The following is a 13,581-nucleotide window of genomic DNA, read 5'->3' on the forward strand; positions in this document are numbered from 1 at the left end:
CACTACTAGTTATGAGTATTCAATACGATGTAATTATAATAGGAGCGGGTGCAGCTGGCATGATGAGTGCTATCGAAGCTGGTAAACGTGGTCGAAAAGTTTTACTCGTTGATCATTATAAAAAAATAGGAGAGAAGATTAGAATTTCTGGTGGAGGTAGATGTAATTTTACTAATATTAACACTAATCCAAGCAAATTTCTTTCTCAAAACCCAAAGTTTGTAAGATCAGCCTTAAGCCAATATACTCAAAATGACTTTATTAATTTGATTAATAAGTATGAAATTAAATTTCATGAAAAAAAATTAGGACAATTGTTTTGTGATCACAGCGCTCAGCAAATTGTTGAGATGTTGCTTAAAGAATGTGAGTTAGCAAATGTAACTGTTTTAAAAGAATTTATTATAAAGAATGTTGATAAAGATAATGATCAGTATCTTGTATCAACGGAAACTGAAGAATATTCATCAGAGTCTTTAATTGTTGCAACTGGCGGATTATCAGTTCCTAAAATTGGTGCGACTTCATTTGGTTACGAAATCGCTAAAAAATTTGATCATAATATTATTGAAACCTTACCTGCTTTAGTGCCCTTAACGTTTAGTGAAAAGATATTAGAAATGTGTAAAGAATTAACAGGACTTTCTGTTGAAGCGATAGTCTCTTTTAATAAAGTTTTGTTTCAAGAAGGAATGTTATTTACGCATAGAGGGTTAAGTGGTCCTTCTATTTTGCAAATTTCATCTTACTGGAAACAGGGTGATAATATTAAAGTTAATCTTTCACCAAAATTAAATGTTTACGATTTATTAGAAGAAAAAAGAAAGTTAAATCCAAAATTTGATATCTTAAATATTATAAGTGAAATTTTACCCAAAAGATTAGCTCAAATTATTTGCAATGAAAATAAAGTAAGTGGAAATATTTCTGAACTATCTAACAAAATATTAAAACAACTAAGTGAGAATATAAATTCTTGGTTAATCAATCCAACAGGATCTGAAGGGTATAGAACAGCAGAGGTCACTTTAGGAGGAGTTAATACTAAAGAGTTATCATCAAAAACAATGATGTCTAATAAGCACAAAAATTTGTTTTTTATTGGTGAAGTTGTCGATGTAACTGGCCATTTAGGTGGATATAATTTTCAATGGGCTTGGTCATCTGGTTATGTTGCTGGCCAGTATGCTTAAAACCACCATATCGACTCAACTCATTCTATTTGCTAAAATATATACATGTGTGGAAGATATGTGGTTAAAAATCCGGTTACTAAAACTAGCAAGTTAGTTAAATCTGCAATTCAAGTTGAAGATATTGAAAACTATAACGCACACCCATATCAAAAACTTCCAGTAATTAAAAAATATAAAAACGGAAACACATTAGAAGCTCTTAAATGGGGATTAATTCCAGGTTGGGCTAAAGATAAAGATTTTAAAGCTTTAATTAATGCAAGACTAGAGACCATTGATGAAAAAGTTTCATTTAAAAAACTAATTAAGAATAATAGATGTGTTGCAGTAGCGGATGGTTTTTATGAATGGAAAAGAGAAGAAAAAGAGAAAACTCCTCATTATTTTACAAGAAAAGATACCAAACCAATATTCTTTGCAGGAATTTTTGAAGAGGATCAATTTTGTTTAATTACAGAAGAAGCAAAAGATAACAATACTGAAATACATCACCGTCAACCAGTCATCATTAATCAAACAGATGTTAATCGATATTTAAATTTAGAGTTACAAGGTTCAGCATTTTTAAAGGAATGCAGTAAACCAAATCTTGTTTTTCATGAAGTTTCAAAAGATGTTAATAAACCTACAAATAACAGCACATCATTAATTCAAAAAATAAATTAAATTTTGTTTAAAAATTAACATAAAATTGAAAAGCTATTCCACATAAAATAGCTCCTCCAAAACCAAAAGTTAAGTAAGCGATAAATGTAGAGCGGTTCACCAGAGACCAAACAGCTGTCATTGCTGGAATAGAACTGATTGCTCCACCAACTAGAAAAGCCATAGCACCACCAGCACTCAATCCTTGTTCAATTAATCCTGACACAATAGCTGGTGCTGCATAAGAATTTAAGTAAGCAGGTACACCAGCAAAAGCTCCAATAACAATAGATGACAATCCATCTCCTGACAAAAAACTTCCAATTATTTGAGCAGACATAAATTGAACCATTAATGCTTCAATTAAATAAGCAAGCGATAACCATTTTAATAAAAATAATCCATTCGTTATAAATTCATCTCTAAAAATTTTAGTTCTTTCTGAATTATTCCAAAATTTTATGACAAGCTCTTGATTAAAAGGATCTTTAGTATCACAGCATGAGCCACTACTAGATCTATTTTGATCTTTTAATGGGCTCGTAAACATCCCAAGTTTTGCTAAAAAATAAATTCCAAAGCCACCAATTAAACCAATAGTTAATGCTGAAATTGTTTTTGCTATAGCATAATCCCAACCAAGAGCACTTGCTGTGATCAACAGAGCAGGAGGATCAATTAAAGGTGAAGATAACCAAAAAGCCATCACAGCAGATAGCGGAACTCCTAAAGCTAGCATACTTGCTATAAATGGTATTACTTCACATGAACAAAATGGAGCAAGACCACCAACTAATGTTGCAATAAAAATTGTTCTAACTTCTTTTCCTTTAAATGCTTTTGAAACTAAGCTTTCGGCACCAGTTGCTTTTAAATATGCAACTAAGCTGATAGCAAATAAAATAAAAGGAATAGTTCCCATTAAAGCCTTTAAGGCAAAAGTTAAAATTGAATTAAAATTTTCAGGAATAAATACAAAAATTAAGAATGGAATTAAAAATACTAATGTCCATACTGATTTAATTTTATTAATTCTTTTTATGTTGATAGTTTTCATCCACAGAATTAATTAAACCATAGTCAATTTTTTTCGCAATTGATATGCTAAAATTTAGTTAAAACTTGTCAATATCTTGTTAAACTAACTCAATTAGATAGACTTTATTAAAATGAAAAATCTATATCATTCAGATATTTATAAATTTGATACTCCTGTCAGTAGTTATTGGGAGGATATTTCAAGCGAAAATTTAAATTTAGAAAAGTTAACAAAAGAGATTAATTCAGAAATTGTAGTGATCGGTGGTGGATATACAGGATTAGTTTGTGCAATTAATTTAATAGAAAACCATAACTTAGATGTCATTTTAGTTGAAGCGGGAAAAATAGGTTGGGGTGCATCATCCAGAAATGCTGGATTTAACTGCTTACCACCAAGCAAGATGTCTTTTAAACAGATGCAATCCATATATGGAGTGGAGGAGACAAAAAAGTTTTTTAAAAATTCAGTAGAAGGTTCCAATCACACAAAAGATATCATTAAAGAATATAATATTGATTGTGATGTATCAGGAGATAGTAGTTATGTAGTTGCTCATCATAAAAATAAATTTGAACAAATAAAAGAGCAAGCTGAGGTTTATAAATCTGAGTTTGATATTGAGACTAAAATTTATTCAAAAGAAGAATTTGATGAAATTGGACATGGAGGAACCGAACAACATGGAGCGTTTTCATATAAACCAGCATTTGCAATCAATCCTCTTAAATTTGTAAATGGAATTGCAAAACATGCTTTATCCAAAAAATTAAAGATATTTGAACACACCAAAGTAGATAAAATTAATAAAGAAAATGGATCTTATGTTTTAGAAACTAAAGAAGGGTCTATTCGATCTAAAAAGATAGTAGTTGCAACGAATGGGTTTTATCAAGAAGGGTTAATCCCACAAATGGATGGAAGGGTGCTGCCTGTTATCTCAAACGTAATTGTAACAAGAAAACTTAATGAGGATGAATTGAATGCTCATAACTTTAAAACATTTTCACCCGTCGTTAATACTAAAAACCTTTTGTGGTATTATAGAAAGTTGCCAGATAATCGAATTTTATTCGGAACTAGAGGAGATTTAACAGGAAGTGACCAGTCAAATTTAGTTATGTCAAAAAAGATGGAAAAGTTTTTAAAAGATATTTTTCCTCAATGGTCAAATGTCACGATTGATTATAATTGGCGAGGGTTGATCGCTTTATCCCAAAAGCTTGCCCCATCTATTGGTAAAATTGATAATGAAGAGATTTATTATGGATTTGGTTATAATGGAGTAGGCGTTAGTGCGGCCCCTTGGACTGGAAAACAACTATCTAAACTAGTTTTTTCATCAAACAGTAAAGATCTTGATATCTCAAAAATCTATAAAGGATTACCTAAAAAGTTTATTTTTCCTCAATTAAGGACTTTTTATTTTAGATTGGCTGTGTGGTTTTATGCAATTAAAGATAAACTAAACATCTGATATATTTAATATAAAGAATTAAAATAAACAGGAGAATAAATGTTAAAAGTATATTTAGCGGGTGAAATTCACACTAATTGGCGTGAAGAAATAATTGAAAATTGTAAAAAAGAAAATTTAGATATTCAATTTTCATCTCCTGTAACCGATCACGCATCCTCAGATGATTGTGGGGTTAAAATATTAGGCCCAGAAGAGAAAAATATTTGGAAAGATAGAAAGGGCGCTAATATCAATTCAATTAGGACTAAAAAATCTATTAAAGATAGTGACGTGGTTGTTGTTAAATTTGGTGAAAAATACAAACAATGGAATGCAGCTTTCGATGCAGGATATGCATCTGCATTAAATAAATCACTTATTGTTATACAAAATGAAGATCATCAACATGCATTAAAAGAAATAGATGCTGCAGCTTCTGCTGTTGCATCAGACCAAAAGCAAGTGGTTCGAATATTAAAATATGTATTAAGCGGATCTTTAAAGTAAATCTGATGAGTCTAAAATTTTAATGCCATTAAAAACAAGATACCATAAAAGCTTTCAACCTCATTCTTCAACTACCTATAATGAAAAATGTTTATCGTTAGTTGTTTGGCAAGATAAATTGAACTCTGAAATAAAAGTAGTTAAAAATTCATGAGTAATTCACTAAATATTAAAAAAATTAACACATTGGTAGTGGGAGCAGGCCAAGCTGGTCTTGCAATGAGTGAACATCTATCAAACCATTCAGTAGAGCATTTAATTTTAGAAAAAAATCGTATTGTAGAAAGTTGGCGATCTTTTAGATGGGACTCTCTTGTTGCAAATGGACCTGCTTGGCATGACCGATTTCCAACCTTAGATTTTGATGATCATTCACCTAACTATTTCGCTAAAAAAGATGTTGTAGTTTCTTATTTTGAAAAATTTGCAAAAAAAATTAATGCTCCAGTTAGAAGTAATGTAAATGTTGAAGAAGTTTTAAGAGATAATAGTACTCAAAAATATCTAGTTAAAACTTCTGAGGGAAATATTGAGGCTGATAATATTGTAGTTGCCACAGGTGCTTTTCAAAAACCTATCATTCCACCTATAGTTCCTGATAATATTGATTTAACCCAAATGCACTCTCAATTTTACAAAAATCCACACCAATTAAAAGAAGGAGCTATTTTGGTTGTTGGATCTGGTTCATCAGGATCACAAATTGCTCAAGAAATAATGCTATCAGGTAGGAAAGTTTTTTTATCTATAGGTCCACATAATAGACCCCCTAGAAGGTATCGTGGAAAAGACAATGTATGGTGGTTTGGAGCTTTAGGAGTATGGCAAAAAAAAACTCCTGATCCAAATACTCAACATGTAACAATTGCTGTCAGTGGTTATGATGGAGGTAAAACTATAGATTTTAGAAAATTTGCAAATCAAGGAATGTCCTTAGTGGGATTAACTAAAAATTATGAAAATGGAAAATTATACTTTGAAAATGATTTAAAAATTAATTTAGATATAGGGGATCAAAGTTATTTAGCTGTTTTAAAACAGGCTGATGAATATATTGAGAAGAATAATCTAGATTTTCCCGAAGAACCTGATGCTAGAAATATTATACCTGATCCTGATTGTGTAACTAGCCCAATATTAGAAATAGATCTTAATAAGGAAAAAATAAAAACAATTATTTGGGCAACTGGGTATCAGTATGATTTTAGTTGGTTGAAAGTTGATACTTTTGATAAAGAGGGTAAACCCGATCACTATAAAGGGGTAGCAAAAGCTAATGGGGTATATTTTATAGGCTTACCTTGGTTATCTATGAGAGGATCATCATTTATTTGGGGTGTTTGGCAAGATGCTAAGTATTTAGCTGAACAAATTTTCAAAAAAAATAATATATTAAGTAAAATGATTAAAAGTAAATGATGCACAAAAGAATTAGAAAGTTTAATACTAAAGACACTTATCCAGAACAAAATCTAAATAATGATTTGTGTCAAGCGGTAGTAACAGAAGGTGGTAAAACAGTTTGGATGAGGGGGCAGTGTCCTCAAAACTTAGATGATGGTAGTAATATAGCTAGTTTGGATCCAGCTGAACAAACTCACAAAGTAATGAAAAATATAAAACAACTTATTGAAGAAACTGGTGGAACAATGAACCATCTAGTAAAGATAGTTGTTTATATTACTGACATTAAAAATAGAGAAGCGATTTATCAAGTTATTGGTGAATATACAAAAGGTGTTTATCCAGTTTCAACAGGTTTAGTAGTTGAACGTTTAGCTAGACCAGAATGGTTAGTTGAAATTGATGCGACAGCGGTAATTCCAATATGACATTTTCATTAATTGGAAGATGTGAGAAAACCAACATGGTTGGTGTTGCAATCTCATCGTCAAGTATTAGCGTTGCTAGTCGTTGCCCATGGGTAAGAGCAGGAGTGGGTGCAGCCTCAACGCAAAACGTTACTGATCCTAGCTTAGGAAAACTCATGTTAGATTATTTAGAAAAAGGTTTAGAAGTTACAGAGGTAATTGATAAAATTATAAAGCAGGAAAAAAATATTGAATATCGACAATTACTTTTAATAGATAATAAAGGTAATACTTCGCAGCACACTGGATCAAAAATCCTAGGGATAAGTGGTCTAGAAAAGGGATCAAATTGTCTTGCTGCGGGCAACATGCTTAAGTCTGAAATGGTACCTAAAGCAATGGTGGATAATTTTAATAACAATCAAAATGTTCATCTTGCAGAAAGATTGTTACTTGCTCTTAAAGCAGGTTTAAATGAAGGTGGAGAAGAGGGATCAGTTCATTCTGCTGGAATTAAAGTCGCTGATAATACACTTTGGCCACTTGTTGATTTACGAATTGATTGGTTGGAAAGCAAACCTATAGAGGAACTTTATAAACTATGGAAAGCGTTTGAACCTCAAATGAAAGATTATAAAACTAGAGCTTTAAATCCTTCTGAGTCACCCAGCTATGGTGTTCCAGGGGACTTATAAACTCATGATCGAAAAAAAATCTTTAGATTTACTTAAAACATTAATTGGATTTGACACCACAAGTTTTAAATCAAATTTAAATCTAATTATGTTCATAGAAGATTATTTAAACCAATACAAAATTAAATCTGAGTTGGTTTATGATGAAACTAAAAATAAAGCTAATTTATTTGCAACAATAGGTCCTAATTCTTCAGGGGGCATTGTGCTTTCTGGTCATACCGATGTTGTTCCAGTTACTAATCAAAAATGGGACAGTGACCCTTTTCAATTAATAGAAAAAGATCAAAAACTTTACGGTAGAGGAACCTCTGATATGAAAAGTTTTATTGGTTTAGTTTTAAGTCGCATTCCTAAAATAGTTGAAAAAAAATTATCTAAACCAATTCATCTTGCTTTTTCCTATGATGAAGAAATTGGATGTGTTGGTGTGCATGGTTTATTGGAATTAATTGAAAAAAAATCAATTAAACCAGAGTTTTGTATTGTAGGAGAGCCTACAAGTATGGAGGTGGTGATAGGTCATAAAGGAAAACATGCCTACAGCGTTAAAGTTGAAGGATTAGCATGTCATTCTGGACAAGCACCGCATGGTGTTAACGCTATTAATTATGCTTCAAAGCTAATTGATTATATTGATCAATTGAATAAAGAAAAATCAATTAATGGACCTTTTGATAATGACTATGAAGTTCCACACACTACTCTTCATACAGGCGTAATTAAAGGCGGAACTATTTTAAATATAGTACCTGATTTATGTGAATTTGAATTTGAAATAAGAAATTTAATAAAAGATGATCCTTTTCAATTGATTAATAAAATTGAGGATTATGCCAATCAAAAATTAATAACTGATATGCATAAAGTTTCATCAAAAACAGAGATTAGTTTCAATGAAAAAGTTAATTATCCAGCTTTAGACATGGGTGAAGATATTGATCTTGTAAAAAAAATTAAAGGATTGTTAGGAAATAATAAACATAAAAAAGTTGTTTATGGAACAGAAGCTGGTTTGTTTAAAAATATATCTAATATACCAACTATTGTATGTGGACCTGGAAGTATAGACCAGGCACATAAACCTAATGAGTTTATAAGTATTGAGCAAGTTAATAGTTGTAGTAAATTTTTAGATAATTTAATTGATAACCATTAATGATCAAATATATTTTAGAAGGATCTTTAAAATAATTTAAGTATATTAAAAAAGCATGACTGAATTAATTGATCTATTTTTTAATCAGTATTTAAGAATATTTGTAGGAGTTGTTCTAGTAGGTCTTATTCTGTTTTCTCTATATTTTAAGTTTAAGGGTAAATAATTTTTTTAAAGCAATTAGACTCACAGTCCAGGATTTGTTACATTAAAATATATAGGAGAAAATTATGAGCAAAGGATATTTAATAGCACATCTTAAAGAACACGATCAAGAAGGTATGGACAAGTTTAAACAAATGGCTGGCCCAACTATTGGTGAGCACGGTGGCAAAGTTCTAGTTCGTGAACCTAGTCCTGACGTAAGAGAAGGTGAGAATTTAGGTACTGCTGTAGTAATTGAATTTGAAAGTATTGATGCTGCTCGTGGATTCTATGAATCAGAAAAATACCAAGCGGCTAAAGTGGTAAGAGAATTAGCGGCCAAAGCTCATCTAATTTTAGTTGAAGGGGTTTAAAATCAACCAATTAAAATCTAGATTATGCTTACATATATAATTCCATTTATAATATTGATTTTGGTCGTGGTATTTATCCACGAGTACGGTCATTATTATTTTGCAAGAAAATATGGGGTAGGTATTACTGATTTTTCTATAGGATTTGGTAAAGAAATTTTTGGTTGGAATGATAAATCTGGAACTAGATGGAAAATTTGCTGGATTCCACTTGGAGGATATGTAAAGTTTTTTGGAGATCGAAATGTATTTTCACAAGCCGATCAAGAAAAGATTTTAAAACAATATAATAAGGAAGATCAAGATAAGTTATTTGTATTAAAACCGTTATATCAAAGAGTTTTAATAGTATTTGGTGGGCCACTTGCTAATTTTTTATTAGCAATTGTAATTTTTTTTTCAATTTATACTTTTGTTGGAAAAGATTTTACACCAGCTGTTATTAATGAAGTACAAAAAGATAGTCCAGCTATGATTGGTGGACTTAAACAGAATGACATCATTTTGGAAATTGATGGTAATAAAGTTAATAGCATTATGGATGTTTCGAAATTTATCACAACTTCCACAGGTGAAATTATCGATTTTAAAGTTGAGAGATCTGACCAAGAGTATTTGCTTAAAATTAAACCAAATATAGTTTTAAGCGAAGATAATTTGGGTAATAAAATTAATAAAAGAATGGTTGGTATTAAACTTGGTGCTTACAATAATGAAATAAATCATGTTAAATTAGGACCAGCCCAAGCTTTAATTCATTCTGTTAAAGAAGTTTATTTTGTGAGCGCTACATCACTAAAATATATTGGCAGTATGTTTAAAGGTACTGGTGATACCTCCCAATTAGGGGGACCAATTAGAATTGCTAAGATTACTGGTCAAGTCGCAGAAATTGGTATCTTACCTTTTATTTCTATCATGGCTTATATTTCAATAAGTCTTGGTTTAATTAACTTATTTCCTATCCCAATGTTAGATGGCGGACACTTAATGTTTTATGCTTTTGAAAAAATTTTAGGACGCCCCTTGTCTCAAAAAACGCAAGAAGGTTTTTTTCGAATCGGGATGTTTTTGTTGCTATCATTGATGTTTTTTACAACATTTAATGACCTAAAGGACTTAGGTTTGTTCAATTAATTAAACTTATTTGAACTTTAAAAAAGTAAGTAAAATCAATACTTATTTAATAAATATCAAGATATTGTATGTTTTAAAAATAAAGACACTAAAAAAAAGCTTGATTTATCAACGTTTATGATAAGTATGATAATTAATCAACTAAACCGGAGCTAAAATGAACAAAAAACAACTAATGGCACAGCTTTCTGGCTCATTAAACTTGAGCAAAGCAGATGCTGAAAGAACATTTGATACAATTACCAACACTATTTTAGATGCACTAAAAGGTGATGACTCAGTGAAAATTGCTGGGTTTGGTACTTATAAAGTAGCTAAAAGAAAAGCAAGAGTTGGAAGAAACCCAAGAACAGGTGAACAAATCCAAATCGCTGCTTCTCAAAAAGTAAAATTCTTACCTGCAAAAGCTTTAAAAGAAGTATTCAACAAGTAATCATTTTTTTTTAACAGCCCTAACGTCTTTAAATACGTTTGGGGCTGTTACTATATGCAAAAACTGCATACCAAATTTACCTAATCAGCGTTAGTTTTTAAAATTCATCAATTTATAAGACTTCATATTAACTGGAGGTTTTATGAATAAAATTATTAAACTAATATCAACACCATTGCTCTCATTAGTAATGTTAATTGGTTTAACTAGTGTTGGAAATGCTGAGACAACTGTATCAGCGGAAGTAGGGTTTATCTTTAATACTCTATTATTTTTAATTTGTGGTTTCCTTGTCATGTTCATGGCAGCAGGTTTTGCAATGCTTGAGTCTGGTATGGTAACTTCAAAAAGTGTTTCTGTAATTTGTGCAAAGAATATTGGTCTTTATGCAATATCAGGAATTATGTTTTGGCTTGTTGGTTACAACTTAGCATACGGTATTCCAGAAGGTGGATACATAGGAAATTTTGTGCCTTGGTCAGATGCCAGTACATTAGAAACTGGCTATTCAGATGGATCTGACTGGTTTTTCCAAATGGTATTTTGCGCAACAACAGTTTCAATTTGTTCAGGAGCTATGGCTGAAAGAATCAAATTATGGCCATTCTTTTTATTTGCAGCTATTTTAGCTGGAGTAATTTATCCAATCGTAATGGGTTGGCAGTGGGGTGGAGGCTGGTTAGCTGAAATTGGTTTTTCTGACTTTGCTGGATCAACATTAGTTCACTCAACTGGTGGTGCAGCTGCGCTTGCAGGTATAATGATACTTGGACCAAGATATGGTAGATTTACAAAATCTGGTGTACCAACACCTATCAAACCTTTTGCAGCCTCATCAATACCTTTAGTTACAATCGGTGTTTTTGTACTTTGGTTAGGATGGTTTGGATTTAATGGAGGGTCACAATTAGCTCTTGGATCATTTGCTGATGCTGTTTCGATTTCTACAATCTTTATTAATACCAATTTAGCAGCTTGTGGTGGTGTATTAGCAGCGGCAGTAGTTACTAGATTAATGTTTGGTAAAACTGACGTAGTTCAAATGTTGAATGGTGCAATAGGTGGATTAGTTGCCATAACAGCAGAACCATTAGCTCCATCGCCTTTAACAGCAATTTTAATTGGTGCTGTTGGTGGTGTCATTGTTGTGTTCGGAACTAAATTACTATTTAGTTATAAACTTGATGATGTTGTTGGAGCAATACCAGCTCATTTACTCTCAGGTATTTGGGGAACATTAGCCGTGCCATTAACAAACCCGGATGCTACGTTTGGTGCACAGTTAATTGGAGTGGTTTCAATAAATATATTTGTATTTATTGTTTCATATATTATCTGGTCAGTGCTTAACTCTCTGGTAGGAATTACTTTAAGTAAGGAGGCTCAAGCAAAAGGAACTGATGTTACTGAAACAGGTGTAATTGCTTACGCAATTAGAGACTAAAAACTTCTCTCTCCATAACGTTAAAGGTCCCTTAGAAATTAGGGGCCTTTCTTATTGTTTTATAATTTCTTTTAAAGTTTCTAACACCTCTTTTGCGTGATCTTTAACCCTCACATTATCCCAAATCTTTATAATTTTACTCTTTTTATCAATTAAAATTGTAGTTCTTATAACCCCCATAAACTCTCGTCCCATAAATTTTTTTTTACCCCAAACTTTATATTTTTTAAGGACTTTAATTTCTTCATCAGCTAATAAATCAAATTTAATCTTATATTTTTCTCTAAATTTATCGTGACTTTTAAGATTATCTTTTGAAATTCCATATATCTCACAATCTAACTTTTTAAATTTTAAAAGTAATTTGTTAAAATCATTAGTTTCTATAGTGCAGCCCGGAGTATCATCTTTTGGATAGAAATAGATTACAACAAACTTTCCGATAGAGTTTTTTAACGAATAATTTTCTTTTGATGTTGAGGGTAAAATAAAATTAGGAGCTTTGGTATTAATTTTTATCATTTAATATTGATTTTTATTCCAAATTTTTATCCAGTCTTTAAGTGGGGATAATCCATATATTGAATTTATATTAGCAAGATGCAAGCTTAAGGATGGCATAGGCGAAAAACAATTTATTTTTTTATATAATTCATGAAGTGGTTTTTCATAAGGATCATAATTATTCAAGAACATATCCTCATAATATGCCCAATACTTTTCTAATGTTTTTTTGGATATTAAATATGTGCACAAGCTTTGATTAATTAGTCTCCAATGTTTTTTGTGACCAATAAAATTTAGAGTATTGCTAGGCTCAACGTATAAGTAAGGATAGTCAGTAGGACAAAGAACCACTTCATCATTGAATTGTGATGCAAGTTTTTGGTAACTGTAAATCATTTCAATTAATGCATCTTCTTCATGAACATAATCGTCTTCAACAAAATATAAAAGGTCAAACTCAGATTTTAATGCAAGTTCCTTTGATTGGACTATATGTGAATTATGAGCTAACATTCTATTATTATCTCGAAAATTCATTTTTTTTTCATATTTTGTTATATCTAAATTATTTATTTTAAAAGAAATTTTATGTTTAATGCATATGTCTTGCATTTGATTTACAACATTTTTTTGAGAGTTATCATCTATAATCTCTAAAGAAACATTAAAATTTTTAAATTCATTTTTTATTTTGTTTATATTTTGACATAACGAAACAAGTGATCTGAATGTGTATTCTTTTTTTTCACTTTCAAATAATCGTTTTTTGTTTTGGCTTAAAAGTTTATTTTCATTTGTAAAAGATCTAAAAATAATTAATAAATTTTCAATTTTTCTTGTTATTTTCACCTCTCCTAGTGGAAGGGATATACTTTTTTTATTTAAAATATTAAGATTTTCGTTAATTTTTTTATTATTTGTTGGAATAATGAGATTATTTTGGTCTATGATTTCATAACCTAATTTTCTAATAACTTTTATGATAATTTTTTTAAGGAAATTGTTTTTCTTAATTTTAATTTTTTTCATAT

General features: G+C 30.6%; 16 protein-coding genes. 13 read left to right on the forward strand and 3 right to left on the reverse strand.

Annotated elements, in window-relative coordinates:
* Positions 1-11 precede the first annotated feature (11 nt).
* Positions 12-1,193, forward strand: a complete 1,182-nt coding sequence (locus tag ACIJYH_RS02010; protein ID WP_435163600.1) for an NAD(P)/FAD-dependent oxidoreductase — start codon at positions 12-14, stop codon at positions 1,191-1,193.
* A 45-nt stretch (positions 1,194-1,238) separates the two neighbouring features.
* Positions 1,239-1,862 (forward strand): SOS response-associated peptidase, encoded by a 624-nt coding sequence (locus tag ACIJYH_RS02015; RefSeq protein WP_435163602.1) that lies wholly within the window; start codon positions 1,239-1,241, stop codon positions 1,860-1,862.
* Positions 1,863-1,869: 7 nt separating this feature from the next.
* On the opposite strand, the gene ACIJYH_RS02020 is transcribed toward ACIJYH_RS02015, so the two are convergent.
* Positions 1,870-2,898, reverse strand: a complete 1,029-nt coding sequence (locus ACIJYH_RS02020; RefSeq protein ID WP_435163604.1) for a permease — start codon at positions 2,896-2,898, stop codon at positions 1,870-1,872.
* Between the two features lie 112 nt (positions 2,899-3,010).
* On the opposite strand from ACIJYH_RS02020, the gene ACIJYH_RS02025 reads away from it, so the two are divergent.
* The 11 genes from ACIJYH_RS02025 to ACIJYH_RS02075 all read left to right on the forward strand — a co-directional run bounded on the left by ACIJYH_RS02025 (position 3,011) and on the right by ACIJYH_RS02075 (position 12,043).
* Positions 3,011-4,357, forward strand: coding sequence for an NAD(P)/FAD-dependent oxidoreductase (locus tag ACIJYH_RS02025; RefSeq protein WP_435163605.1), 1,347 nt, complete (start codon positions 3,011-3,013; stop codon positions 4,355-4,357).
* Between the two features lie 39 nt (positions 4,358-4,396).
* Positions 4,397-4,846 carry a YtoQ family protein gene (locus ACIJYH_RS02030; RefSeq protein WP_435163607.1) on the forward strand — a complete coding sequence of 150 codons (450 nt, stop codon included), beginning with the start codon at positions 4,397-4,399 and terminating at the stop codon, positions 4,844-4,846.
* Between the two features lie 22 nt (positions 4,847-4,868).
* Positions 4,869-5,000 (forward strand): hypothetical protein, encoded by a 132-nt coding sequence (locus ACIJYH_RS02035; protein ID WP_435163609.1) that lies wholly within the window; start codon positions 4,869-4,871, stop codon positions 4,998-5,000.
* A complete protein-coding gene (locus tag ACIJYH_RS02040; RefSeq protein WP_435163610.1) occupies positions 4,997-6,265 on the forward strand; it encodes a flavin-containing monooxygenase in 1,269 nt (422 codons plus the stop codon). The genes ACIJYH_RS02035 and ACIJYH_RS02040 overlap by 4 nt, the downstream gene beginning before the upstream one ends.
* Positions 6,262-6,678: a RidA family protein gene (locus tag ACIJYH_RS02045; RefSeq protein ID WP_435163612.1), complete on the forward strand. Its 417-nt coding sequence runs from the start codon at positions 6,262-6,264 to the stop codon at positions 6,676-6,678. Before ACIJYH_RS02040 ends, ACIJYH_RS02045 begins: the two co-directional genes overlap by 4 nt.
* Positions 6,675-7,352 (forward strand): DUF1028 domain-containing protein, encoded by a 678-nt coding sequence (locus tag ACIJYH_RS02050; protein ID WP_435163613.1) that lies wholly within the window; start codon positions 6,675-6,677, stop codon positions 7,350-7,352. The genes ACIJYH_RS02045 and ACIJYH_RS02050 overlap by 4 nt, the downstream gene beginning before the upstream one ends.
* A gap of 4 nt (positions 7,353-7,356) precedes the next feature.
* Entirely contained in the window at positions 7,357-8,511 is a 1,155-nt protein-coding gene (gene argE / locus ACIJYH_RS02055) for an acetylornithine deacetylase (RefSeq protein WP_435163614.1), read from the forward strand.
* Positions 8,512-8,741: 230 nt separating this feature from the next.
* Complete coding sequence (locus tag ACIJYH_RS02060) at positions 8,742-9,029, forward strand: DUF1330 domain-containing protein (protein WP_435163616.1); 288 nt, start codon at positions 8,742-8,744, stop codon at positions 9,027-9,029.
* A 24-nt stretch (positions 9,030-9,053) separates the two neighbouring features.
* On the forward strand, positions 9,054-10,166 hold the full coding sequence (rseP, locus tag ACIJYH_RS02065) for an RIP metalloprotease RseP (RefSeq protein ID WP_435163618.1): 1,113 nt from the start codon (positions 9,054-9,056) through the stop codon (positions 10,164-10,166).
* 157 nt (positions 10,167-10,323) lie between these two features.
* Entirely contained in the window at positions 10,324-10,599 is a 276-nt protein-coding gene (locus tag ACIJYH_RS02070) for an HU family DNA-binding protein (protein WP_023648697.1), read from the forward strand.
* Positions 10,600-10,741: 142 nt separating this feature from the next.
* Positions 10,742-12,043, forward strand: a complete 1,302-nt coding sequence (locus tag ACIJYH_RS02075) for an ammonium transporter (protein ID WP_435163619.1) — start codon at positions 10,742-10,744, stop codon at positions 12,041-12,043.
* A 51-nt stretch (positions 12,044-12,094) separates the two neighbouring features.
* Here the strand turns inward: ACIJYH_RS02075 and ACIJYH_RS02080 are convergent, their stop codons facing one another.
* Together ACIJYH_RS02080 and ACIJYH_RS02085 are read right to left on the reverse strand one after the other, a co-directional pair.
* Positions 12,095-12,565 carry a peroxiredoxin gene (locus ACIJYH_RS02080; protein WP_435163621.1) on the reverse strand — a complete coding sequence of 157 codons (471 nt, stop codon included), beginning with the start codon at positions 12,563-12,565 and terminating at the stop codon, positions 12,095-12,097.
* Positions 12,566-13,579, reverse strand: coding sequence for a rhamnosyl transferase (locus ACIJYH_RS02085; protein ID WP_435163623.1), 1,014 nt, complete (start codon positions 13,577-13,579; stop codon positions 12,566-12,568).
* Positions 13,580-13,581 lie beyond the last annotated feature (2 nt).

The organism is Candidatus Pelagibacter bacterium nBUS_25, from assembly GCF_051200975.1.
Classification (GTDB): domain Bacteria; phylum Pseudomonadota; class Alphaproteobacteria; order Pelagibacterales; family Pelagibacteraceae; genus Pelagibacter.

Bases quoted from the DNA above. Each gene is read 5' to 3' on its own strand.
- ACIJYH_RS02010 (WP_435163600.1), top strand. From the start codon at position 12: ATGAGTATTCAATACGATGTAATTATAATAGGAGCGGGTGCAGCTGGC.
- ACIJYH_RS02015 (WP_435163602.1), top strand. From the start codon at position 1,239: ATGTGTGGAAGATATGTGGTTAAAAATCCGGTTACTAAAACTAGCAAG.
- ACIJYH_RS02020 (WP_435163604.1), bottom strand. From the start codon at position 2,898: ATGAAAACTATCAACATAAAAAGAATTAATAAAATTAAATCAGTATGG.
- ACIJYH_RS02025 (WP_435163605.1), top strand. From the start codon at position 3,011: ATGAAAAATCTATATCATTCAGATATTTATAAATTTGATACTCCTGTC.
- ACIJYH_RS02030 (WP_435163607.1), top strand. From the start codon at position 4,397: ATGTTAAAAGTATATTTAGCGGGTGAAATTCACACTAATTGGCGTGAA.
- ACIJYH_RS02035 (WP_435163609.1), top strand. From the start codon at position 4,869: ATGCCATTAAAAACAAGATACCATAAAAGCTTTCAACCTCATTCTTCA.
- ACIJYH_RS02040 (WP_435163610.1), top strand. From the start codon at position 4,997: ATGAGTAATTCACTAAATATTAAAAAAATTAACACATTGGTAGTGGGA.
- ACIJYH_RS02045 (WP_435163612.1), top strand. From the start codon at position 6,262: ATGATGCACAAAAGAATTAGAAAGTTTAATACTAAAGACACTTATCCA.
- ACIJYH_RS02050 (WP_435163613.1), top strand. From the start codon at position 6,675: ATGACATTTTCATTAATTGGAAGATGTGAGAAAACCAACATGGTTGGT.
- argE (WP_435163614.1), top strand. From the start codon at position 7,357: ATGATCGAAAAAAAATCTTTAGATTTACTTAAAACATTAATTGGATTT.
- ACIJYH_RS02060 (WP_435163616.1), top strand. From the start codon at position 8,742: ATGAGCAAAGGATATTTAATAGCACATCTTAAAGAACACGATCAAGAA.
- rseP (WP_435163618.1), top strand. From the start codon at position 9,054: ATGCTTACATATATAATTCCATTTATAATATTGATTTTGGTCGTGGTA.
- ACIJYH_RS02070 (WP_023648697.1), top strand. From the start codon at position 10,324: ATGAACAAAAAACAACTAATGGCACAGCTTTCTGGCTCATTAAACTTG.
- ACIJYH_RS02075 (WP_435163619.1), top strand. From the start codon at position 10,742: ATGAATAAAATTATTAAACTAATATCAACACCATTGCTCTCATTAGTA.
- ACIJYH_RS02080 (WP_435163621.1), bottom strand. From the start codon at position 12,565: ATGATAAAAATTAATACCAAAGCTCCTAATTTTATTTTACCCTCAACA.
- ACIJYH_RS02085 (WP_435163623.1), bottom strand. From the start codon at position 13,579: ATGAAAAAAATTAAAATTAAGAAAAACAATTTCCTTAAAAAAATTATC.